21 protein-coding genes, 3 pseudogenes and 1 other annotated feature are annotated in these 25,251 nt (G+C 36.7%); of the genes and pseudogenes, 11 read left to right on the forward strand and 13 right to left on the reverse strand.

Features of this window, described 5'->3' with window-relative positions:
* Positions 1-54 precede the first annotated feature (54 nt).
* The 5 genes from AC3WVZ_RS22555 (at position 55) to AC3WVZ_RS22575 (ending at position 5,173) form a co-directional block, all read left to right on the forward strand.
* Entirely contained in the window at positions 55-2,202 is a 2,148-nt protein-coding gene (locus tag AC3WVZ_RS22555) for a spore germination protein (RefSeq protein WP_233935429.1), read from the forward strand.
* A gap of 16 nt (positions 2,203-2,218) precedes the next feature.
* Entirely contained in the window at positions 2,219-3,319 is a 1,101-nt protein-coding gene (locus tag AC3WVZ_RS22560) for a spore germination protein (protein WP_000049052.1), read from the forward strand.
* Positions 3,289-4,374, forward strand: a complete 1,086-nt coding sequence (gerHC, locus tag AC3WVZ_RS22565; RefSeq protein WP_233935430.1) for a spore germination protein GerHC — start codon at positions 3,289-3,291, stop codon at positions 4,372-4,374. The genes AC3WVZ_RS22560 and gerHC overlap by 31 nt, the downstream gene beginning before the upstream one ends.
* Positions 4,375-4,467: 93 nt before the next feature.
* Positions 4,468-4,653, forward strand: coding sequence for a hypothetical protein (locus AC3WVZ_RS22570; protein ID WP_000038781.1), 186 nt, complete (start codon positions 4,468-4,470; stop codon positions 4,651-4,653).
* Positions 4,654-4,750: 97 nt separating this feature from the next.
* Positions 4,751-5,173, forward strand: coding sequence for a pyrophosphohydrolase domain-containing protein (locus AC3WVZ_RS22575; RefSeq protein ID WP_000180554.1), 423 nt, complete (start codon positions 4,751-4,753; stop codon positions 5,171-5,173).
* Positions 5,174-5,217: 44 nt separating this feature from the next.
* Here AC3WVZ_RS22575 and AC3WVZ_RS22580 read toward each other — a convergent pair.
* From AC3WVZ_RS22580 to AC3WVZ_RS22640, 13 genes and pseudogenes are all read right to left on the reverse strand, one after another.
* A pseudogene (locus tag AC3WVZ_RS22580) lies at positions 5,218-6,099 on the reverse strand (hypothetical protein).
* A gap of 203 nt (positions 6,100-6,302) precedes the next feature.
* Positions 6,303-8,711, reverse strand: a complete 2,409-nt coding sequence (leuS, locus tag AC3WVZ_RS22585; protein WP_000009461.1) for a leucine--tRNA ligase — start codon at positions 8,709-8,711, stop codon at positions 6,303-6,305.
* Positions 8,712-8,776: 65 nt separating this feature from the next.
* Positions 8,777-8,996 (reverse strand) — a binding site (T-box leader).
* 187 nt (positions 8,997-9,183) lie between these two features.
* Positions 9,184-10,377, reverse strand: a complete 1,194-nt coding sequence (locus AC3WVZ_RS22590) for an MDR family MFS transporter (RefSeq protein WP_001137561.1) — start codon at positions 10,375-10,377, stop codon at positions 9,184-9,186.
* A 247-nt stretch (positions 10,378-10,624) separates the two neighbouring features.
* A complete protein-coding gene (locus AC3WVZ_RS22595; RefSeq protein WP_000380179.1) occupies positions 10,625-11,848 on the reverse strand; it encodes a cation:proton antiporter in 1,224 nt (407 codons plus the stop codon).
* 3 nt (positions 11,849-11,851) lie between these two features.
* Positions 11,852-12,349 (reverse strand): cation:proton antiporter regulatory subunit, encoded by a 498-nt coding sequence (locus tag AC3WVZ_RS22600; RefSeq protein WP_001026053.1) that lies wholly within the window; start codon positions 12,347-12,349, stop codon positions 11,852-11,854.
* Positions 12,350-12,383: 34 nt separating this feature from the next.
* Positions 12,384-12,950, reverse strand: a complete 567-nt coding sequence (locus tag AC3WVZ_RS22605; RefSeq protein WP_000454209.1) for a tyrosine-type recombinase/integrase — start codon at positions 12,948-12,950, stop codon at positions 12,384-12,386.
* 346 nt (positions 12,951-13,296) lie between these two features.
* Positions 13,297-14,163, reverse strand: a pseudogene (locus AC3WVZ_RS22610) (ABC-2 family transporter permease); the annotation flags it as partial.
* A 118-nt stretch (positions 14,164-14,281) separates the two neighbouring features.
* Positions 14,282-15,685: an IS66 family transposase gene (gene tnpC / locus AC3WVZ_RS22615; RefSeq protein ID WP_100910632.1), complete on the reverse strand. Its 1,404-nt coding sequence runs from the start codon at positions 15,683-15,685 to the stop codon at positions 14,282-14,284.
* Positions 15,686-15,788: 103 nt separating this feature from the next.
* Positions 15,789-16,787: pseudogene (locus AC3WVZ_RS22620) on the reverse strand (FtsX-like permease family protein); the annotation flags it as partial.
* Positions 16,788-16,805: 18 nt separating this feature from the next.
* Positions 16,806-17,567, reverse strand: a complete 762-nt coding sequence (locus tag AC3WVZ_RS22625; RefSeq protein ID WP_000165844.1) for an ABC transporter ATP-binding protein — start codon at positions 17,565-17,567, stop codon at positions 16,806-16,808.
* A 253-nt stretch (positions 17,568-17,820) separates the two neighbouring features.
* Positions 17,821-18,843, reverse strand: a complete 1,023-nt coding sequence (locus AC3WVZ_RS22630; RefSeq protein ID WP_063220441.1) for a DUF418 domain-containing protein — start codon at positions 18,841-18,843, stop codon at positions 17,821-17,823.
* Between the two features lie 136 nt (positions 18,844-18,979).
* Positions 18,980-19,129, reverse strand: a complete 150-nt coding sequence (locus AC3WVZ_RS22635; RefSeq protein WP_001129340.1) for a hypothetical protein — start codon at positions 19,127-19,129, stop codon at positions 18,980-18,982.
* 15 nt (positions 19,130-19,144) lie between these two features.
* The gene (locus AC3WVZ_RS22640; protein WP_000840865.1) at positions 19,145-19,408 is read right to left on the reverse strand and encodes a YtzC family protein; all 264 of its coding nucleotides are present in this window, start codon (positions 19,406-19,408) and stop codon (positions 19,145-19,147) included.
* 111 nt (positions 19,409-19,519) lie between these two features.
* Here AC3WVZ_RS22640 and mnmL point away from each other — a divergent pair, with 111 nt between their 5' ends.
* The 6 genes from mnmL (at position 19,520) to tnpC (AC3WVZ_RS22670) (ending at position 25,185) form a co-directional block, all read left to right on the forward strand.
* On the forward strand, positions 19,520-20,479 hold the full coding sequence (gene mnmL, locus AC3WVZ_RS22645; protein WP_000868031.1) for a tRNA modification radical SAM protein MnmL/YtqA: 960 nt from the start codon (positions 19,520-19,522) through the stop codon (positions 20,477-20,479).
* Positions 20,476-21,048, forward strand: a complete 573-nt coding sequence (gene mnmM / locus AC3WVZ_RS22650) for a tRNA 5-(aminomethyl)-2-thiouridylate-methyltransferase MnmM (protein ID WP_233935432.1) — start codon at positions 20,476-20,478, stop codon at positions 21,046-21,048. The genes mnmL and mnmM overlap by 4 nt, the downstream gene beginning before the upstream one ends.
* 348 nt (positions 21,049-21,396) lie before the next feature.
* Positions 21,397-22,110, forward strand: a complete 714-nt coding sequence (locus tag AC3WVZ_RS22655) for an ABC transporter ATP-binding protein (RefSeq protein ID WP_233935433.1) — start codon at positions 21,397-21,399, stop codon at positions 22,108-22,110.
* A gap of 18 nt (positions 22,111-22,128) precedes the next feature.
* On the forward strand, positions 22,129-22,809 hold the full coding sequence (locus AC3WVZ_RS22660) for an ABC transporter permease (RefSeq protein ID WP_000457766.1): 681 nt from the start codon (positions 22,129-22,131) through the stop codon (positions 22,807-22,809).
* A gap of 24 nt (positions 22,810-22,833) precedes the next feature.
* Positions 22,834-23,508, forward strand: a complete 675-nt coding sequence (locus AC3WVZ_RS22665; protein WP_000579289.1) for an aspartate/glutamate racemase family protein — start codon at positions 22,834-22,836, stop codon at positions 23,506-23,508.
* A 273-nt stretch (positions 23,509-23,781) separates the two neighbouring features.
* Complete coding sequence (tnpC, locus tag AC3WVZ_RS22670; RefSeq protein ID WP_233935435.1) at positions 23,782-25,185, forward strand: IS66 family transposase; 1,404 nt, start codon at positions 23,782-23,784, stop codon at positions 25,183-25,185.
* The last annotated feature ends 66 nt before the right edge of the window (positions 25,186-25,251 follow it).

Here is a 25,251-nt window from a genome sequence, read left to right on the forward strand (position 1 = left end):
TACAAAATTAGCCACAAAATAGCACTATATTACAAGATTAAAGAGGGTATACACATGATTTGGAATTGGTTACGTAAGAAAAAAAAATCAAATAAACCAGAAGCAAACGAAACAGATAATCAGGAGCAGCATTCTAACAATGAAGAGGATGATAACAAAGAACAGACTAGAAGTATGAAACATAATAAAGGTAAAAATCACGAACAAAAAGATTCTTCTCAGGATAAGCAACAAAGTCCTAAACAAGAGGATTCCTCTCAGGATAAGCAACAAAACTCTAAACAGGATGATTCCTCTCAAGATAAGCAACAAAGTCCTAAACAAGAGGATTCCTCTCAGGATAAGCAACAAAGTCCTAAACAAAAAGATTCTTCTCAGGATAAGCAACAAAGTCCTAAACAAGAGGATTCCTCTCAGGATAAGCAACAAAGCGCTAAACAAGATGAACCTTCTCAGGATAAGCAACAAAACTCTAAACAGGATGATTCCTCTCAAGATAAGCAACAAAACTCTAAACAAGATGACTCTTCTCAGGATAAGCAACAAAACTCTAAGCAGGATGATTCCTCTCAAGATAAGCAACAAAGTACTAAACAAGAGGATTCCTCTCAAGATAAACAACAAGGTGCTAAACAAGGTGATTCGTCTCAAGATAAACAACAAAACGCTAAGCAAGATGAACCTTCTCAAAGTAAGCAACAGCACTCTAAAGGTAATAGTATTTATGATTTTACGAAACCAGAAAAAGACCGTATCCATTCTTTACAAAATTTAATAGAGAAGCTGAAAAAATCTAGTGATTTTGTGAATTATCATACATCCGACGATGAAACGATGCCTTATTGGATTTCTTACTATCGTCCTTCGCTTGATGGAGAGAAATTACAAAAATATTTAATGCCTACTCTTTTGGAACGACCTAATGCTTCACTAGAAGAGCTGAAAGAACATATTCCAATGAGCGGCATTACAATTACGAACGACTTACAAAAAATTGAGGATATGGTTTTAAAGGGGCATGCGATTATTCAATTGAATCAGCAAGATCAAAAATGTATGCTTGCAAACATTGCAATTGATAATTATCGTGCACCAACCCCTCCTTTAAACGAATCAACTGTTATTGGTCCGCAAGAAGGTTTCGTAGAAGATATTGATACAAACATTAATTTAGTTCGAAAACGTCTTCCTGTTTTAGATTTACAAACAAAAGAAATGATTATCGGCGAGTTTTCCAAAACAAAAGTTGTCATGATGTATTTAGACAACCTCGCTGAAAAAGATAATGTAGATTTTCTCGAGGAATCATTACGCGCTCTTGAATATGATCAAATTAATGATAGTGCTTATATACAAGAATTGATGGGTGAAAAATCGATTTTCCCTCTCTATATCAATACAGAACGCACTGATAGAGTTACAAAAGCACTAATTGATGGAAAAATCGCTATTTTCGTTGATGGTTCTCCAAGTGTTTTACTAACACCTGTATCCTATTTCGATTTTTTCATTTCACCAGAAGACTATAACGTCTCCTGGATGTACGCTACATTTTCAAGGATTTTAAGATTAATTGCCGTTCTATTTTCAATTTGCGCTACACCGTTATACGTTGCAGTTTTAAATTATCATTATGAACTTATTCCAAGTGATTTACTTGAAACTTTAATTTTATCAAGGGCACAAGTACCATTCCCACCTTTAATTGAAGCGCTCTTTTTAGAACTTGCAATTGATTTATTAAGAGAAGCCGGCGCAAGGTTACCGATGAAAGTCGGGCAAACACTTGGTATTGTAGGCGGTATCGTAATCGGGCAAGCATCTGTACAAGCTGGGTTAACGAGTAACATTTTATTAATTATCGTTGCACTATCAGCACTCGCTTCCTTTATTACACCTATTTATAAAATGGGTAATGCCGTTCGATTACTACGCTTCCCGTTTCTCATATTTGCAGAAATAGGTGGATTGTTCGGTATTTCTCTTGGATTTATCTTTTTATTTACTCATCTATTTAGACTTACTTCCTTACGTAAGCCGTACGCTTTGTTTTACCCGACAAGGCAACCATCAGTTAAAGATTCTTGGATCCGTTTTCCATTAACAATGATTGATACAAGAGATGTGCAAGCAAGACCACAACATGTAAAAAAAGCTGCGAAAGGAATTTCAACAAAACATAGATCGGATTTTGATGATTAAGAAACGAGGTGCATTGATGAGTAAAGTTCAAGAAAAATATCAAATATCTCCTATCTTTGTTTTCTTCTTAATTCACGGTGCACAGTTTGGTGCTGGAGTTCTTGGATTCGCTCGAATTATCGCAAAAGCTGCTGGATACGACGGCTGGATGGGGGTTATAATCACAGGAATTTTCATCCATATTCTTATATGGATGATGTATGTCTTATTAAAAGAAACAAATGGGAATTTAGTTGATTTACATCGGCAAACATTTGGAAAATGGCTAGGAAATGGCATTAGCATCATCTTTATGGCTTATTTTTTAATCGTCAGTATTTCGGTCATTCGAACATACGTTGAAATTATTCAAGTATGGATGTTTCCTACCGCTTCCACCTTTATGTTAACACTCTTTTTATGCTTAGTTAGTTATTACATTATTTCTTCTGGATTTCGTGTAATTACCGGTATTTGCGTCATCTCTGTTGGTGGTACATTAGGATATTTATTTCTAAGCTTATTCGTTTTGAAATATTCACATTGGGATAATTTACTACCTATATTCACACATTCTTTTTCAGACATTTTAAAATCCGCTCAACTGTCAATCTACAGTATGACCGGTTTTGAGATTTACCTCATGGTGTATCCATTTGTGAAAAAACCTATGCAATCTCATAAATTTGCTCAATACGGGGCACTATTTTCAAATCTTCTATATCTATTTAGCACCCTTTTAGCCTTTGCATTTTTTAGTGAAAAACAATTGTTAAAAACGATATGGCCCCAACTTTCTATGACCCAAGTCATTCAATTGCCATTCATAGAAAGACTCGAATATCTTGCAATTTCCGCTTATGCACTCGTTATTATTTCAAGTTTTATCCTCCCTTTATGGGCGTCAATGAGAGGAACTCATGAAATATTCCGTGTAAAACAAAGGGGTGTTTTAATTGCTTTTATCTTTATCACTCTCATTGTTTCGCAACTTTTAACAAACAGACACGATATTAATAACTTTATTAGTAATGTATCAAAAGTTAGTTTTTGGCTCATTTATGTATACATCCCAATTCTATTTATTATTGTGTGGGTGAAAAGAAAATGGAAAAAATCAAAAGCACAAGCAAATTAATACTTATTTCTTGTATAACATTATTCAGTCTAACTGGATGTTTACAAAAAAATATTATCGATGATGTACAACTTATTCAAGGAAGCGTTTTTGATGTCGCAAAAGATAATAAAGTAAAAGTGACATTCGTTTGTCCCATTCAGAAAAAAGGAAATAAAGTTCAAGTTTTTGAAGGCAGTGCAAATGCGGTAAAACAAGTAAAAGCAGACACATCTTTAGAGTCTTCTCAACCATTTGCTAGCGGACAAATGCGTGTCGCTCTATATACAATAAGACTTGCCAAAACAGGAATGTCTACTTCATTCGATACATTACTTCGAGATGTGAATATAGGGAACGCTTTATATGCTGCTTTATTAGATGGGAATGGTACTGAACTTTTAAAAGGCAAATATTCGACTTCATACAACGTTGCAATTTATATAAAAAAATTGCTAGAACATAACATGGAGACCGGATCTTTACCAGCGGATAATCTACATATAGGAGCATTTCGCTATTATCAAGAAGGAAAAGACTACTATATTCCCATTCTAAAGAAGCATGGTGATAAAATAAAAATTACCGGAATTGGCCTTTTTAAAAAAGATAAATATATCGGTAAAATTGCGGAAAAAGATATGTTCATATTTAAAGGACTATTAGAGAAACATAAATTAGATTCACATGAATTTAAAACAGATTCTGCGTACGTAATGATTAATAATATTCGTTCTGTTCCAACTTACGATATAAAAATTAAAAACGGAAAGCCTTCTTTTTTCATTCACGTTCGTCTTGATGCACGTATTCAAGAACTATCAAAACAAATTAACTTAGAAAATAACAAGAACACACAAAACATTGAAAAAGATATCCAAAAACAATTAGATAAACAAGCTACTAAGTTAATTAAGCAACTTAAATCTTTAGGCGTCGATCCTCTCGGGCTAGGTGCAAAGTATAAACAACATTATCGCCCATTCAAATTAGAAGAATGGAGACAAATGTATAAAGATGTTCCGGTTCATATAAAATACACCGTAAATATTACAAATTCTGGTGTCATTGAATGAGAAATGATTGAACTCCTCTCTCTAGCATGATACAACGGAGAGAGGAGTTTTTTTATTATCAAATAGAGAGAGAAGATATTTATGGGGGAGCTTATGTCTAAAAAATTAGTAAAGCCTATTTTAAATGGTATTTTATTTCTCGGCGTCTTTTTATTTGCTCATACATACTTAAAAAATGTTTCCTTCACACGTTACTTGCTTGTCGTTATACCAATGTTACTGGTCGGTATTTTTGGCATCGATCTTATTTCATCCCTTTTAATAAAAAAAGAAGAATAACGAGCGAACATCTTATTTCGATAAGATGTTCTTTTCATTTCATAATCACCTTATGTTACAATAAACTTCGGCATAACGTAAGAAAGGATGAAACAACATGACAAACGAAAAAGGTTTAGATAAAGGGTACGAACTTGTCGCGAAAATGCATGAAGTATTCGGACATCCTGTGACAAATACTCCAACAAAATTAACAGAAGAACGTGCAAAAATCCGTGCGAGTTTTATGCAAGAAGAGCTAGAAGAATTTCTAGAAGCAACGACTGTTGAAGATCAATATGATGCACTGATTGACCTTATTTACTTTGCATTCGGCACGTTTGCCGAAATGGGCGTACGTCCTGATAAAGGATTCGAAATTGTAAATAACGCAAACATGGCAAAACTATTCCCTGACGGGAAACCTCGATTCCGCGAAGGTGACGGTAAAATTCTAAAACCTGAAGGCTGGCAAGCACCAGAACCACAACTTCGTGCTGAAATCGAACGTCAACGCCAAGAAGCTGAAAAAAACTGCTAGGATTTCCTAGCAGTTTTTTATTATGTCTTTTTTTCTGGCAATCATTAATGACCCACGTGTCCCGCATGTCCTGCAGCTCCACTAATGCTAGCCGCTCCTGCTGCTGCCCCCGCTCCTCCTGCTCCAATTCCACCTGTCCAAGGAGAAGATTGTTGTTATTGATACTGTTGGTGTTGTTGGTGTTGTTGGCCTTGGTAACCTTGATGACCATGTTGACCTTGGTGACCGTGGTGGCCGTGGTGATGTACTTGTTGTTGATGATGTCCATGATGACCGTGGTGACCTTGGTGGTGATGGTGGCCATGATGACCATGTTGACCTTGGTGGCCGTGGTGACCATGGTGATCTTGATGAATTTGATAAAGGACAGCCTGTGGATGTATATGATGGTGGCCGTGGTGATGTACTTGTTGTTGATGATGTCCATGATGACCGTGGTGACCTTGGTGGTGATGGTGGCCTTGATGGCCATGGTGTCCTTGGTGGTGATGGTGGCCTTGATGGCCATGGTGGCCTTGGTGGTGATGATGTCCATGATGGCCATGATGACCTTGATGATGGTGTCCATGATGACCGTCGTGGTGGCCATGGTGACCGTAAAAACCTTGTGGATAACCACCTACTCCTCCAACGAAAGATGGGAATGTAGTTGGTACGCCTACTGGTACTCCTCCCGCTGCTCCGCCTACAAATGTTGGGATTCCTGTTTGCACTCCAGCTACTGATGATGGAAATCCTCCTGTTAATGTTGGAATTCCAGTTTGTGCTCCAGCTACTGATGTGGAAAATCCTCCAGGTGTTCCACCCATCCAGCTCGGAATTCCGCCATATCCTTGTTGTCCGCCTCCCATTAACATCATTTGTTCATAACTATCCGATCCACCTCCGAAAAAGCCATGTGGTGCATTATTGTCCATCCCTTTCATTCCTTTCACCTCTTCTACTCAATTTAGCCTACCTTTTTTATCATATTTCCTATAGAAAAATAGGTGTTTGTCTGTATTGGAATTCCGCTCTTTTATTTGTACGTATTGGAATAATTGAAAACTTAGACTAGGGTGATCCAGAGATTATTTTCTACACAAAAAAGCTCAGAGTATACATACTCTGAGCTTTTATTTAGAATAAATTAATTTGCAACAACATTAACAAGTTTTCCAGGAACAACAATTACTTTACGAACTGTTTTCCCTTCAATTTGGTCTTGAATTGCTTCAAGTGCAAGTTGTTCCATTTCTTCTTTTGATGCGTCTTTACTCATTGTTAGTTTTGCGCGAACTTTACCCATAACTTGAACAACAATTTCAACTTCATCTTCTACAAGTTTAGACTCATCAAATGTTGGCCAGCTTGCATATGTGATTGTTTCATTGTATCCAAGTTTGCTCCATAGCTCTTCCCCGATATGAGGTGCAACTGGTGCAATCATTTTTACGAAACCTTCTACATATTCTCTTGGAAGTGTTTCAGCTTTGTATGCATCGTTGATGAATACCATCATTTGAGAAATCGCTGTGTTGAAGCGAAGCTCTGCATAGTCTTCTGTTACTTTCTTCACTGTTTGATGGTAAGCTTTTTCAAGCTCTTTATTTGGTGCGTCAGTAATTTTCTCACTTAATTCACCGTTATCTTGAACGAATAGACGCCATACGCGGTCTAGGAAACGACGAGCTCCGTCAAGACCATTTTCAGACCAAGCAATTGAAGCATCTAATGGCCCCATGAACATTTCGTATAGACGAAGTGTATCTGCACCGTGGCTTGCTACGATATCATCAGGATTTACAACGTTACCTTTTGATTTACTCATTTTCTCGTTGTTTTCACCTAGAATCATACCTTGGTTGAATAATTGTTGGAATGGCTCTTTCGTTGGAACTACACCGATATCGTATAATACTTTATGCCAGAAACGAGCATATAGTAAGTGAAGTACAGCATGTTCTGCACCACCGATATAAATATCAACTGGAAGCCATTGTTTTACTTTTTCAGGATCTACAAGTGCTTCGCTATTGTTTGGATCGATGTAACGTAGGTAGTACCAGCAGCTACCAGCCCATTGCGGCATTGTGTTCGTTTCACGACGACCTTTTTTACCAGTCTCAGGATCAACAACATTTACCCACTCGTCAATGTTAGCAAGTGGTGATTCACCTGTACCTGAAGGACGGATGTTTTCTGTTTTCGGAAGAACTAATGGTAATTCCTCTTCTTTCACAGCTGTCATTGTACCATCTTCCCAGTGAATTACTGGAATTGGTTCACCCCAGTAACGTTGACGGCTGAATAACCAGTCACGTAGACGGTACGTTACTTTTTGATTTCCTGCGCTCGTTGCTTCAAGCCATTCAATCATTTTTGCGATTGCTTCTTCTTTATTTAATCCATCAAGGAATGCTGAGTTTACGTGTGCACCATCACCTGTGTACACTTCTTTCGTAATATCTCCGCCTTTTACAACTTCCTTCATTGGAAGATTAAATACTGATGCGAATTCATAGTCACGCTCATCGTGAGCTGGAACTGCCATTACAGCACCTGTTCCGTAAGTTGCAAGAACATAGTCAGCGATCCAGATTGGTAATTTCTCACCGTTTACTGGGTTAACTGCGTAAGCACCAGTGAATACACCAGTTTTCTCTTTCGCAAGTTCTGTACGCTCTAGGTCACTCTTCATTTTTACAGCGTTAATGTAAGCTTCTACCGCTTCTTTTTGTTCTGCTGTTGTAATTTCTGCAACAAGTGCATGTTCTGGAGCTAGTACACAGTATGTTGCACCAAATAATGTATCAGGGCGCGTTGTGAAAACTGTGAATTTCTCGTCTGTACCATCGATGTTGAAGTGTACTTCTGCACCTTCAGAACGACCGATCCAGTTACGTTGCATATCTTTTAAGCTTTCAGGCCAATCAAGCTCATCTAGATCTTCTAATAGACGATCTCCGTAAGCTGTAATTTTTAACATCCACTGTCTCATCGGACGACGCTCAACTGGATGTCCACCACGCTCACTCTTACCGTCAATGATTTCTTCGTTTGCAAGTACTGTACCAAGTGCTGGGCACCAGTTTACAGGTACTTCATCAACGTAAGCTAAGCCTTTTTCAAATAGTTTTAGGAAGATCCATTGCGTCCACTTATAGTAGTTTGGATCTGTTGTATTTACTTCACGGTCCCAATCGTAAGAGAAACCTAATGATTTAATTTGGTTACGGAACGTATTAATATTATGCTCTGTAAATTCAGCTGGGCTGTTTCCAGTATCAAGTGCATATTGCTCTGCTGGAAGACCAAATGCATCCCATCCCATTGGATGCAGAACGTTATATCCTTGCATACGCTTCATACGAGATAAAATATCTGTCGCTGTATAACCTTCTGGATGTCCTACGTGTAAGCCTGCACCTGATGGATATGGGAACATATCTAGTGCATAAAATTTTGGTTTTTCTGTCTCATCTGGCGTACGGAATGTTTTATTCTCTTCCCAGTACCCTTGCCACTTCTTCTCAATTTCTTGATGATTAAAGCTCATGAGATACCCTCCTTGAAATTCTATTTATTTTCACCGCCCAAAATACAAAAAACCTCTCATCCCTAGAAAGGGACGAGAGGTTATAGATTCCCGCGGTACCACCCTAAATTAATGTACAAATATACATTCGCTTAGATCCGTAACGTGGATTAACGGCAATTGCTACTATTAGTTTCACAACTGCAACTCAAAGGCGAGTTCATAACGAAACGTGGATTGACTTGCACCGACCGTCAACTCTCTAAACCAGCTTCTATTACTACTACTCCTTCTCACTGTTATTACACATATAAGTTAAGTGAACTATCCTTCACCTAGTATCTCTTAAGAGCTTACTTAAAGCGAGGACTTCTCGGTTAATCGTTACTCTTAATAACTAACGAATTCATCTTAAGACAGCCGAGCTATCTCCCTTGTTCTAAAGGTTGTTTTATTTAAATATATTCTAAAACATGTTACATGTTCCGTCAAACTAAACTGCAATTTTTTCTTCAACTGTTTCTTCTACTTTTACTCGTTTATCATAAATGCTCGTTGCTATAAGCGCTACTACAAGCATTACCATGATTGCTATAAACAATACTTCCATATTGTATAAATCCACAATTGCTCCGCCAACGACCGGTCCGAACATTTTCCCTACAGTCGCCGCACTATTTACGACACCTTGATAAAATCCTAATTTATCTTTTGGTGCAAGTATATTTGCAATCGTTGGAACCGCAGGCCATACAAATAACTCACCAATTGTTAATGTTACCATCGCAACGAGGAACATCGTAAATTGCTGCGCTTGACTTAACACAATGAATGACGCCGCAAAAATGAAGATTCCAATCATAATTTGTTGTTTTAAAGAACGCTTCATCCAACGAATTAGCATACTAACAAGTGGTTGCGCACAAACAATCATCGCTCCGTTTATCGTCCATAGTAAACTATAGTGACGAAGGCTAATATTCAATTCTTGCATATGTGTTGCAATCGCTCCTTGCCACTGTACGTATGTAACCCAGCATAAAGCATATGCTACACACACGATAAGAAGTGCTTTAAATCCAGGTGTAAGTGACCACCCTTTTTTCGTTTCGACTTCTTTTTGCACTCCTGGCTCTTTCTTGTCTTCCATACCGCGGAATCCAATAAAAGCAATTAAAAAGAAAACAAAGTATAAAATAAAATTCGCTAAGAAAATATAATCAAAACGATACGATGCAACTAATCCACCACATGCTGTTCCGATCGCAATACCAACATTTTGTCCAACGTACATCGCATTAAATGCCCGTCTTCCGCCTTCTGGCCAAACCGTACCAACCATCGCATACATCGATGGGAAGACCATTCCAGAACCGAAGCCGATTAACGCTAGCCATACAACATATAACGGCCAACCGTGGAAGAACACAAGACCTAAAATCGATACAAGTGTAATCACAATCCCTACTAAAGTTGATTTATAACCGCCCCATTTATCAAATAAAACACCGCCGAGCAAGTTTCCGATTACACCAGTAAGCGAATTGATCATTAATACCATTCCGGCCACAGATAAAGATTTTCCTAGGTGATCATGCAAATAAATTGTATTAAAAGGCCATAAAAAAGAAGCACCCGTGACATTAATAATCATCCCAGCTACTAATAGCCATACTTTCCTTGGCATAGTTTCCCCTCCTATTCTATTTTTTTCGTTCATATATATAACAGTAAAATTGTAGTCGTTTTTAAATAGGAAGGCAACTGATTAATAGTTGATGAAATTCAGATAATGGTTCGACGGTAAATGAAATTATACTGATTGCTTCTTGGATTATATCAGCGATTATTAAAATATATCGACTTACCGACAAAAAATTACAACAGTAACAATGTATAAAGAGGCTGTATGAACTTCATGCAGCCTCTTTATACTATCCAACTTCCTTTTCTCGCTTCGCACTTTCTTTAGCGCTCCATTTAAATATTTTATCTAATAAGGAATATATTCTCCCAGATTCTTTCGTTAACAAAGGTCCTAACGATGCTAATATTAAAACATACAAAGCTGAGAATGGTTTAATAGTTGCCATTAAGCCGCCCGCAATTCCAATATTCGCGACGATAATGGAAAATTCTCCGCGTGATACAAGTGTTAAACCGATATTCGTAGAAGCCTTATGCGATAACCCAGCTTTACGCCCCGCAACCATTCCAGCAGTAAAATTACCGATAAGAGTAATGAAAACTGCTCCTAATGCCAACCACACTGCTCCTCCAAGTGAAAATGGGTCTATACTTAAACCGAAGCTGAAAAAGAATATAGCTCCAAAGAAATCACGAAACGGAACAACGAGCTGTTCAATTCGATCACTATGCTCTGTTTCAGAAAAGACGAGCCCCAATAATAATGCTCCAATCGCCTCCGCGACATGAATCGTTTCTGAAAATCCTGCTACAAAGAACAAAATAGCGAATATTACGATAATAAAAATTTCATTGGACGAAATATCTAACATTTTATTTAAAAATCGTGTAGCTTTTCTAGCAACTACAAAGAATAGTAGCATATACCCTACTGCGATTAAAATAGATGTAAGAGCTCCTACAAGTGACGTTGCCCCTCCGAGTACTAATCCTGAAACGACTGATAAATATACGGCTAAAAAGATATCATCAAACATAATGATTCCTAAAATTAGCTCCGTCTCTTTATTACCAGATCTTCTTAAATCAACAATTACTTTCGCAACAATTGCACTCGATGAAATTGTTATAATCCCAGCAATAATTAATGTTTCTAATAAGGGGAAACCCATTATATATCCGTAAAGTAAACCTAATATAAAATTAAGCGATATATGAACAGTTCCCCCAAAAGCAATTGATTTTCCTGATTTAATTAATTTTTTAATTGAGAATTCTAAGCCTAAATAGAATAAGAGGAATATAACGCCAACACGGCCGAGGAAGGAAATAACTTCTCCGCTTTCAATAAATCTTAAATCGATAAGCCCTAAATCTGGCGCATGTGGCCCCACTAGCATACCGAGTATAATGAGAAACGGAATAATCGAGAACTTTAACTTTGCAGCGAGAATAGCTGCAAAAGCGACTAATACTAACGCAGTCCCAACTTCAAAGATTAAAGTATCCATCGATTATGAATCCCCTCCTACTGAAAGCAACTCATTAATAATTCTTTTTACTTCATGTCTTTCACCTGATAGTACGAGCATATCGCCAGCTTCAATGATAGAATCTGGGCCTGGATTAAAGAACTTCTTCATATTCTTTTTCAAAATGGCAATAATCGTTACGTTATATGTGTTTCGGACATGTAAACTACCAATTGTTTTTTGTACGACTGGTGCATTATTTTCCACCTTAAACCACTCAATTGATAATCCTTCAAAGGCCATTTCAATCGTATCTAAAGCTTGTGGTCTATATACCATTCCGCCCAATATAGCTGCAATTTGTCTCGCTTCGGAATCACGAAGAGAGACGCTTGAAATACTCTCCTCATGATCAGCATCAAAATGGTACATTTCTCTTCGGCCATCATCATGAATAACGATAACCATCTTTTCATTACCTTTTGTAATCACTTCAAACTTACATCCAATACCCGGCAGTTCACTCTCTCTAATATTCATATTTTCCGCCTCCTAATTCTTTTAGTTACGGCTTTTATAAATCGACATCAATCTCCGTTTTAAAGGTCTCATCCTTTGAAATACCTAAATATTTTAGCGTCTCTGATGGAGTCGCGTGATGAAAATGTTTTTGTAACAGCGCAATCGCTATCCCTCTTTTGTACGCATGAAATCCGAACGTTTTTCGCATTGAATTCGTTCCGATCTTACCAACAACTCCAACTGCTTCTGCAGCATTATGAATTACACGATACGCTTGTTGGCGCGTAATTGAATTTGGCGTTTTATTAGATTGAAATACGTAATTTTCTCTTTTAATGCCAATAGATTGTACGTAATCTAAAAGCGCTTCTTTTACTTTTGTATTTAAATAAATATCTTGTTTAAATTTTTCATCTTTCACAGGAAGAGTATAAAACTCTTTAACAGTCCCATCTTCATTTAATACATCTTCAAATTTCATGCTAAGTAATTCTGTAATTTTTAATCCTGTGTTAATTCCAATAACAAATAAAAGATAATCTCGCTGGGAGTGCTCTTTTAAATATTTTTTCATAGCCTCAATTTGGCTTATATCTTTTAATGCCTCTACAACTTCCATACATGTATTCTCCTCATCTTATGAACGGTAATTTTCTCATTATGTTGTCCATTTTACCTTATCATGCTATGAGATTTCCATGTGTTATCCATTATTTTCACAATATACTCAGGTGGTTCTGAAAACTTTCAATGTGGAAACTTACGATTGTATAAATACGTTGCGGTAAAAAATGTGGGGATAAAAGCTTAGCTTCTTTCTACAGATTGGATTCCTCCTTTCCTTATACAGCTACTTCTACTTTTATATTACGTTACTTACTTACATTATATTATACATTTCAGTAACATTAAAGCGTTTTTTCTGAAAATAATAAAAACCGAGCGTTTTTGCTCGGTTTTTATTATTAATCTTCTTTCGGAAGAACAATTCCTTTATACAATTGAACTGTAATAAGGTAATAAATCGTGTAAATAACTACGAAAATTACGATTGGTACCCAAATACGGAAGTACGGATCAAGTAAAATAAATCCGAAAATATTCATACCAACTAATACGTGAGCAATACCTACAATTGCTGGGAATAGGAATACTAAGAATAACTCTTTATAAATTGATTTTGTTAATAATTCACGGCGCACCCCGATTTTACGAAGCATTTGATAACGTGTAATATCTTTTGATGCACCAGAAAGAATTTTGAACATTAAACAACTTGCCATCATTGCTAAGAAAGCAATTCCAAGGAAGAAGCCCATAAACACTGTTCCGCTCGCAACACCATAGAACATGTCGTAAGATTGATATTTACTGTTCATTCTTTCAGCTGTTACATTTTTATATTTATCTAATTGCAACTCGTCAAGTTTTTTCCATTCTTTTGTATATGTTAAGAAATCATCTGCTTTTCCGATAAATGCTATACCTTCTTTACCACTTATCCCATCGTACATTTTTTGATCTACAATTTTAATTGCATGATCTTCGTATATATAATATGGATGAATTGTGCTAAAAGCATCTACCCATTCTTCTGGAAGTTCTTTAGCGTTCGCATCTTTTTCATTCATTTCTCTAGAAACTGCACCTACTGGTAATTCCTGTGAAGCCTTCTTCGTATTTACTAAATCCTTCATCGACTTCATATTTTCCATATCTTTTACTAAAGGACGATTTTTCTCTAAATCTTCTTTTACATAGTAAACGTATTTATCATCTACTTTGTAACGATATTCGCTTTTCTCTTTAAATGTAATACCGTTTAAAATTTTCGTAACTACTCAGCTTCTTCAAATAAAAAAACAGGCCAAATACATGTTTCCGATTCGAAAACATGAAAAGAAAATACTCCAATCAGAGAAAGAATCTATGCCAAATAGAGAAATTCTCTTATGAAGTCGTGTTATTCCAAGGAACCGTTCTAGTTTCTATGACTTGGTTTATCGCTTGTAAGACCGATTGTTTTTGTTTTTTCATGGTACTCATAAAGCTTCGTATCTGACAAAAAGATTCTGCGCCTTTCTTACTTCGGAAAGTCCCAGACACTTTCTGTTTTACTTTCGTCATCCGAATATCCCGTTCTGCTTGATTGTTATCAAATGGAATGGCTGGATGTTCTAAAAACGCTAGAATTCTGTCAGAATACTTGACGAAGCGATTCCATAAATTTTGAGAAGGCGTCTGCTTTCCTTTCTTCTTTTGTTTCGTGGAAAGAATCTGTTGTTCTTTCAATATGGATTGATACATAATAAACAGATTCTTTTGCGTCGCTTTTGGCATGGTACCTTCGGATTGCTTTTTCATCGTCAACGCTTGCGTTAGAAATTTCTGCATCTGTTGTGCCCATTGTTCTCCAGTACTATCTATAATTCCTTGTAAATCTCGTAAGAGATGGGCATTACATAAAACGTGACGACAATCTGTATACGCATCATACGATTTCCAACCATCATGCATCGCAATTCCAGAAAAAGATGGCAAGATTTCTCCAGCATCCATTGCTTCTTTTCCACGTTTTTGATGAATATGTTGCAATGTCACCTCCGGTGTACTGGCAGTATGTAACCATTGTGTTTTGTTTTCTACACGCATACCAGTTTCATCAAAATGGACAACAGGAGACTGCAGAATCTTTTCCTTTACTTCTTTTATGAATGGCTGCAATTGAGAAGCGAAAGCCTGTGTATGATTTACCAGGGTTCCTTCGCTTATAGAATGTCCAAAACAATCCTGAAAGAATTCTTTTGTTCGCTTCAAAGAAATGCATTGATAATGCGTTAAATAGGGAATCAGTCTTTTTATATTTGGACCATATTGAACAGGACGAGATACTGTCGAAGGAAATTGGGCTTCTTGGATAGAATGGCAATGTGGGCATTCTTTCTGTTCTACTTTATGTTCTGTCACTTCGATCTGAATAGGTGGTAAGTCATACACTTGGCGAATGCGATACCCTTTTACAGGCTCGTGGTTCAAGGAAGTATGACAACAAGTACAATATGTAGGAGAATGTGTAATCGTATGATCTGGAGTCGCTGTCAAACCAAGAGTATGTCCCTTGTGGCCCAACTGGCCACCCGTTTGACGATGAGACGGTTTGCGCAAACTTTTTGTAACGGGCTTACCCAAACCATCTGTAGAAGGTGGCTTATGACTATTTTTGGAGTTTTTTTTTGAAGCATTTTCTAGTTCTTGTATACGTTTTTCTAACTTAGAAAATGTTTCTTCGAATAAAGAAATAACAGCTTCAGGTCCTTTTTTATATGTATCTAAAATAATTTTTCGATCGACCATAAGATTCACCTCCCCTGTTTGATATACTCAGTATTTACAAATGGGAGGCATATGAAACTAGTAAAATTTAAAAAAGACACCGAAAGGTGGCTGAGTAGTTACAAATTTTCTTTTCTTCAGCTGTCGGATTATGAACTACTGAATCATAGATTACTAAACCATCAACCATTTTTATAACGTTATTTTTAAACGCCATCCCCCCTGAAATTGCACCAGCTCCAAGAGCAACTAACATCGCTACTGTTGCAAGTACTTTCGTTAAGCTATTAATACGGAAATTTAATTGTGCAAATGTAAAAGCGTTAAGTCCTTTTTCACTACGCTTTTTATTACTTTTTAACTTTTTAATAATAACTGGAAGAAGTGATCCAAATAACATGTAAGTACCAGCTGTTGTTGTAATTAATGCAATAAGGATTCCCATCTCTCTTAATTTTTCCATATAAATCATTGATGCATAGCCAATTCCTAATAAAATAACCGCAAGGAAGGCAACTAAACTTGTCATTTTCCCTTTTACTGCAACACGTTCTGTTTGTGCATCTGCATGTACAAGTTGCAATACAGAAATACGTGATAATTTAATACTGTTCATAATTGCTGATAGTACAAATAATGCAAAGAAGAAGATGCAAGTAACAGTCATAGATGGGAGGTAAAATGCTTTATAGCCTTCACCAGCAAATTCTAATTGTTTCATTAATAATTGACCGATACCTTCTGCAAGTCCTACACCAACTGCAATTCCAATTGCAAGAGACGCGGCGCCTAATACAATTGTCTCAATAAACATAAGTAATGTAACTTTATGCTTTTTTGCTCCTAACATCATATACATACCAAACTCTTTTTGACGAAGAGATAGTAAGAAAGAGTTCGCATATAAAATATAGAAGAACGTTATGATTGCTAATAAAAATGAACCTGCTTGGAATACAAATCCGATTGATTTAATCACTGAATTAGATTCAAGAAATGATTCATTTAGTGCTAACGTTTGAAACATATAAAAAATTGAGATCGACATGACAAGACCAACAAGTAAGACGATATAATCTTTTAGCTTACTCTTTAGCCCTGACATGGAAAGTTTGAATAACATGCTCTAGAACCTCCTTTCTTACGCTTTTTGTGTGCCTAAGTCCGCAAGCACATCTAAAATTTCTTTATAAAACTCTTCACGTGTACCGCCGCGGTGAATTTCTTTATATAGCTCACCATCTTGAATGAATAAAATACGCTGACAGTAACTTGCACTGTACGGATCATGTGTAACCATCATAATAGATACGCCTTGATCTTTATTTAAGTTTGTCATCGCATCAAGTAAACTCGTTGCATTTTTAGAATCAAGCGCTCCTGTTGGCTCGTCCCCTAAAATAATTGCCGGCTCATGCACTAAAGCACGCGCTGCTGCCGAACGTTGCTTTTGCCCACCAGATACTTCAGATGGGTACTTTTGAAGTATTTCTGTAATCCCTAACATATCCGCTACTTTCTCGACTTTTGGTCCAATGTTACGTGATGGAACACCTTGCAAGGAAAGTGGAAGTGCAATGTTTTCATAAATAGATAAGTTTTCTAACAAATTAAAATCTTGGAAGATGAATCCTAATTTTTGTGAACGGAAATCAGAAAGCTCACCTTGCTTCATTTTTGTAATATCCGTACCCGCAATTTCAACAACGCCGCCCGTTGCTTTATCTAATGTTGAAATTACATTTAATAATGTCGTTTTACCAGAACCAGATGGTCCCATAATTCCAACAAACTCGCCCTCTTGAATTGAGAATGACACACCTTTTAACGCGTGTGATTGGTTCTCACCTTTTTTACCGTACACTTTTTGAACGTTTTTTACGTCTACAACTGGTTTCGTCATATATATCCTCCTACGCTTGTTTTTCCATTACCTATTTTGCGCTTTTTAGAGGCGAACTGCTATTTGTTAACATTACATTTACCTTACACTTTTGTAATATAAAAAAGATAAGTGTGTAAGGTTCGTTGATAAATGAAATTTTATTAGCGATTTCCAATATATATCGGCGATTCGCGAAGGAATATCAACTTTCCGAAAAAGATGAAAATAAAAATGGGCTGTTCCACAAAAAAGGAACAGCCCACTTCTCTCTTTATTTCTTTAAAGGTGTTACCGTCCAATACGTAACAACTCGCCAAATCCATTCTAATGGACCCATTTTAAAGATTTTCATCCAAATTACACTAAACACAATTTGAATTGCATAAATTGCGATACATACATATAACGTCTGCATGTATGTCAAGTTTCCTGCAAAGTTAAATACGCTACCGGCAATTAAAATCATTGCAGTTTGTCCAATATAATTCGTTAACGCCATACGACCGTAGTATTTCAGTGGCGCTAACAATGTTTGAACTGGTTTTAATTGAAGTAATAAAATTAATGCTCCGACATAGAAAGCTGAAATAATTGGTCCCACTGTAACACCAATTTTTAAAAATTGGCTTGCAGCGTCCATTGTTCCATCCTCATTCATAAGTATCATATTTACAAATGGATCAGCAGGAACGTGCCCATATTGATACCATACAGCTATGACACTTAAAACAAACATAATGCCTGTAAAAATAGCGACTTGCTTTATGTTTTTTGAAAGATTTTCAAATACACGATATTGTCCTGCAGCAAGTCCTAATAAAATTAAACCAAGTGGTAATAGTTCTTTAACTCCCATTACACTGAAGGCAATTGTCAAAATAAGTCCTAGTACTAGGTTCACTTCTTTTTTCGCTTTATAAAACGGTAAAACGATTAACCCGCAAATTGCGTATAACGCTAGTGCTTCTCCAGGCTGAAACATTTGATGAATTAAACCAAAAATAAATAGTGCAACTAAGCGGCGTAAAAATAAAACATAGCCATTTTTCCCTTTCGCAATCGCTCTTGAAATAAAGATATAGAATCCCACTCCAAATAAGAATGAGAAGATTGAGAAGAAACGACCTTCTACAAATAAGTATAAAAATCTTTGATAGCTAGCATCCACTGTGCTAGGATCTGGAATTTTAATGTTAAGTAGTGCGAGAATATTTACTAAAATAATCCCTAGTAGTGCAAAGCCACGAATGTAATCTAACTCATCAATTCGCTTGTTTATAATATTGTTCCCCATAAAGCAACTCCTTGTATAAAACTTAATCCTTTCTTACTCTACTGGAGAAAGCTGCTCACAACTATCGACAAACCTTACATAAATCTTACATTATTGTCATATAGCAAAATAAAACCAGGTCATATTGCGACCTGGTCTACTCTGATTGTTTCGATTTTTGAGGTTGTCCTTTTTTACTATTACGCTGTTTTACTTGAACAATCGGATCAAGTTCATTCGAAAACTCAGCGTTATGCCCATTTTGCGTTTTTTGTTCTGGGTTATTTTGATCTGAACGTTTCGCCATTACATTCACTCCTTATTAGTGCGGTGTAATAATCATTTGATGTTGCAATTGGCGAATTGCCATACGTGCTCTATTTAACTGCTCACGTTGCTCATCATTCGCATGTTGTTGCATCGTTTGTAAATCGTTATACGCTTGTTCTAATTGTAACTGCGCATCTGAATACTCCATCGTATTATAATGCTCTTGTCTCATACCAAGATCTAATTGTTCTTTCGCATATTCCACCGCTTGTTCCGCTTGTGTAATATAAGATTCAAGTGATTGACGCTCTGCCATAATTGTCCCTCCTTGCTTCAATTCCCCTTTAGTGTGTCCCTTCCATCTGAACCTTATGAGTATGTTATAATGGATTTTGTTTCATTTTGACTCGGCTTAGGAGGGAAAGTAATGAAGGTTCAAAACCCTTTTCCATATACAAACGACAATAAACGTTATCATACATGGAATTATCATTTACGAAATGAATTTGGTGAAAAAATCTTTAAAGTTTCATTAGATGCTGGCTTCGATTGCCCGAACCGTGACGGTACAGTTGCTTATGGCGGTTGTACATTTTGCAGTGCTGCTGGATCTGGTGACTTCGCTGGCGATCGCCGCGATGATGTTATAACGCAATATCATGAAATGAAAGAAAAAATGCGCTCAAAGTGGAAAGATGGAAAATGTATCGCTTATTTCCAGGCGTACACAAATACACATGCACCACTTGAAGTGTTAAAAGAAAAATTCGAACCGCTTCTAGCAGAAAAAGACGTTGTCGGTCTTTCTATTGCGACTCGTCCAGATTGTTTACCGGACGATGTCGTTGAATATTTAGCGGACTTAAATAAACGCACTTACCTTTGGGTTGAACTCGGACTACAAACCGTCCATGAACGTACTGCAAATCTTATTAATCGTGCTCACGATTATCCTTCTTACGTTGAAGGTGTAAATAAATTACGTAAGCACGGCATTAAAGTTTGTTCTCATATTATTAACGGCCTTCCACTTGAAGATTACGACATGATGATGGAAACAGCTCGTGAAGTAGCGAAGCTTGATGTACAAGGAATTAAAATCCACTTACTTCACTTATTAAAAGGAACGCCAATGGTGAAGCAATATGAAAAAGGACAACTCGAGTTCCTTTCTCTTGAGGATTACGTAAGTCTCGTTGTTGACCAACTTGAAATGATTCCAGAAGACGTAATTGTGCACCGTATCACAGGTGACGGTCCGCCTGATTTAATGATTGGTCCAATGTGGAGCTTAAATAAATGGGAAGTATTAAATTCCATTGATGCAGAATTTGTACGCCGCGGAAGCTGGCAAGGAAAATATGCAAATGAGGAGAAACAAAAATGAAATTAGAACGTGTATTACCGTTTGCTCGCTCGCTTCTGCAAACGGCAGTAAAAGAAGGCGATTACGCTGTAGATGCAACTTTAGGAAACGGCCATGACACTTGCTTCCTAGCTGAAATCGTTGGAGATAACGGAAAAGTATTTGGATTTGATATTCAAAAAGAGGCAATTGAAAGCTCAACAACTCGTCTAAAAGAAAAAGAACTTTTCGAACGTACTGTTTTAGTTCACGATAGTCACGATACACTTCTATCCATATTACCAGAAGATGCAAAAGGAAAAGTAACAGGCGCAATTTTCAACTTAGGTTACCTTCCAGGCGGAGACAAGCATATCGTTACAAAACCGAACTCAACAATCTCAGCGATCGAACAATTATTAGAAGTAATGGCACCTGAAGGTATCATCGTCCTTGTTATTTACCACGGACACCCAGAAGGACAAGTAGAACGGGACGCTGTTCTCAAATTTGCCGAAGAATTATACCAAAAACAAGCACACGTACTGCGCTACGGCTTCATTAACCAGCAAAATAACCCACCATTTATTGTGGCGATTGAGAAGCGATAAAGTGAAACTTTAATCAGTGGGGGCATCCCCACTGATTATTAGTTGAACCAATCGGGCATTTATGGGCAGTTTATCTCCCACCTAACCTCTTTGCTCCAGGCGAATTTTAAGGTGGGAGTTTTACTGCCCAATATATCAACGATTTTTCAATTATATCTATCGTAACTCGGGATATATCAACGATTTTTTCGATATATCTATCATAACTTACAATATATCAACGATTTCTCGGATATATTGATTGTTCGACAAAACATAACAAAAAAAGACGTGCACTCATTGCACGTCTTTTTGTTATTCTCCTATATAATGGATATATACTATATTTGAAGAAAGAAGGATAGAACTTTGTTAGTAGAACTAAGGGGAATTCAAAAGAAGTATGGCAAATCACTTATACTAGACAACATTGATTTATCCATTCCAGAAGGAGAAGCACTCGCCATTATTGGCGGGAACGGGACTGGAAAAAGTACTCTACTCAAAATAATTGCAGGCTTTATTTCACATACGGCAGGGACAATTCAAAGGAAAGAACATATACAAATCGGCTATGTACCTGAACATTTTCCTGAAGGGATTCGTTTTACATTAGAGGATTATCTATTTCATCTCGGCCGCATTCACGGTTTATCAACAAAATATGTAAAAGATAAAATTCCGCTGCTTCTTGAAAGGTTTCATTTACTTCATGCAAGACATTCCGTTGTACGAAACTTTTCAAAAGGTATGAAACAAAAAACAGGCATTATGCAAGCGTTACTTACGGACGTACATTTATTAATTTTAGACGAACCGCTTTCTGGGCTCGATCCTAACTCTCAGCAAGAATTAGAACATATTTTACTCTCATTAAAACAACAAGGTATATCCGTGTTATTTACATGTCACGAAACATTTTCAGCGATAGAACTACAAAAACAATCCGGTTTTATACACGTTGCACACAATTCAAATCAAAACCTTATTCAATTGCACATCGAAAAAGAATATACAAATGACATACTTCAGTTTTTATTACATAAAAAAGCATCTATCACACTGCTACAACCTAATTTTTAAATCGAAAGAAGGTTTATTATGTTCGCGCTTATTCGTTACCATTTTCTCGACTATACAAAATCGTATAAGTACGTCCCTCCTATTGCGATGTACTTTGTGAGCTTACTTTTTGTATATACATATAAACCGACTCCTATTGTACCGACATATTTAGAAACAGCTCTCGCGCTTTATTTATTATCTGCCTGGATTACAATCACAATTTTTCATACGGAAGACCCTATACAAGAGCAAATTACTATTTCTCACACAAATAATATTTCCGCACTATATGTTGGTAAATATATTACAGCTCTTCTCATTTGTACTGTGTTATCTTTTATATCCGTACTCTACCCAATTATTTTGCAAATGTTTAATGAAAAAATAACAGTTTCTTTATTTCTAGTCGGATTTCTCGCTCACATGTCTTTCTCTATACTAGGAATTTCAATCGCAACATTATTTACTAGAAATATAATTCAAAAAGCAGGCACTGCTTGGCTTAGCCTTACATTCATATTACTTATAACGATTGCTTCTATCCAATTTAAAAAAGAGTTACTATGGTTTTTACCACCTGTCGAAAGCTTTCTCATGCTTGGACAATACAACTATAATATACTGACTCACACACTATGGCTCACAGCTTGGGCTATCGTATATTCATTTTTATTATTTACCTTATTTCTTTTTATCGTTCGCAAAAAGCGTTTTTAATTACATATTAAAGGAGACGAAATAATGATCGGAATACTAGCAGGAATGGGGCCAAAATCAACTGGACCATTCATCGATACAGTTGTAGCAGAGTGCCAAACAATATACGGAGCAAAGCATGATATGGACTTTCCTCATATGATGATTTACTCGTGCCCAACACCGTTTTATATGGATCGCCCTATTGATCACGAAGCGATGAAAAAAGCGATTATTGAAGGGGCACAAAAACTCGAGAGTACTGGCGCAAGCTTTATCGCTATGCCGTGCAATACGGCGCATCTTTATTTTGAAGAATTACAGGACTCTCTTTCTATTCCTATTTTGCATATAGTTGATGAAACGTTACAAGCGATTCCTGAAACTGCAAAAAGAGTCGCTCTTCTCGCAACGGAAGCAACTGTTCAAGCTGATATTTACCAAGATGGGATTGCAAAGCGGAATATAGAATACATTCATCATGAAACATGGCAGGAAATGATTAATCAAATTATTACTTGTATTAAATCTGGAGAGATTGAAAAAGCTCACGAATTGTGGAATGCGCTCGTTTTACAATTGAGAGAGGAAGTTGATACCGCCATTATCGCATGTACCGATTTGAATGTGGTGGCGAGTGAGAATTTTGTTGATTCTTCTCAATGTCTTGCGAAAGCGGTTGTTAGGATGTATCTATCAAATACAAAGAAATCTTCATAAACATAGAAAACATCCCTTTTGAAATGTGTTTTATGTTTTATGAAAATCATCCTAAAAACTTTTAACTTTCTTCACAATTCTTTCAAAGTAATCACACTTAATCTCGCTATATTAAATAAGTAGTTATTCATATAGGGAAGGTTAGGGGAACTGAAAGTATGAAAGTAAATCGTAACTACTCAGCCACCTTTCGGTGTCTTTTTTAAATTTTACTAGTTTCATATGCCTCCCATTTGTAAATACTGAGTATATCAAACAGGGGAGGTGAATCTTATGGTCGATCGAAAAATTATTTTAGATACATATAAAAAAGGACCTGAAGCTGTTATTTCTTTATTTGAAGAAACATTTTCTAAGTTAGAAAAACGTATACAAGAACTAGAAAATGCTTCAAAAAAAAACTCCAAAAATAGTCATAAGCCACCTTCTACAGATAGTTTGGGTAAGCCCGTTACAAAAAGTTTGCGCAAACCGTCTCATCGTCAAACGGGTGGCCAGTTGGGCCACAAGGGACATACTCTTGGTTTGACAGCGACTCCAGATCATACGATTACACATTCTCCTACATATTGTACTTGTTGTCATACTTCCTTGAACCACGAGCCTGTAAAAGGGTATCGCATTCGCCAAGTGTATGACTTACCACCTATTCAGATCGAAGTGACAGAACATAAAGTAGAACAGAAAGAATGCCCACATTGCCATTCTATCCAAGAAGCCCAATTTCCTTCGACAGTATCTCGTCCTGTTCAATATGGTCCAAATATAAAAAGACTGATTCCCTATTTAACGCATTATCAATGCATTTCTTTGAAGCGAACAAAAGAATTCTTTCAGGATTGTTTTGGACATTCTATAAGCGAAGGAACCCTGGTAAATCATACACAGGCTTTCGCTTCTCAATTGCAGCCATTCATAAAAGAAGTAAAGGAAAAGATTCTGCAGTCTCCTGTTGTCCATTTTGATGAAACTGGTATGCGTGTAGAAAACAAAACACAATGGTTACATACTGCCAGTACACCGGAGGTGACATTGCAACATATTCATCAAAAACGTGGAAAAGAAGCAATGGATGCTGGAGAAATCTTGCCATCTTTTTCTGGAATTGCGATGCATGATGGTTGGAAATCGTATGATGCGTATACAGATTGTCGTCACGTTTTATGTAATGCCCATCTCTTACGAGATTTACAAGGAATTATAGATAGTACTGGAGAACAATGGGCACAACAGATGCAGAAATTTCTAACGCAAGCGTTGACGATGAAAAAGCAATCCGAAGGTACCATGCCAAAAGCGACGCAAAAGAATCTGTTTATTATGTATCAATCCATATTGAAAGAACAACAGATTCTTTCCACGAAACAAAAGAAGAAAGGAAAGCAGACGCCTTCTCAAAATTTATGGAATCGCTTCGTCAAGTATTCTGACAGAATTCTAGCGTTTTTAGAACATCCAGCCATTCCATTTGATAACAATCAAGCAGAACGGGATATTCGGATGACGAAAGTAAAACAGAAAGTGTCTGGGACTTTCCGAAGTAAGAAAGGCGCAGAATCTTTTTGTCAGATACGAAGCTTTATGAGTACCATGAAAAAACAAAAACAATCGGTCTTACAAGCGATAAACCAAGTCATAGAAACTAGAACGGTTCCTTGGAATAACACGACTTCATAAGAGAATTTCTCTATTTGGCATAGATTCTTTCCCTGATTGGAGTATTTTCTTTTCATGTTTTCGAAT

The organism is Bacillus sp. CPT56D-587-MTF (assembly GCF_058792335.1).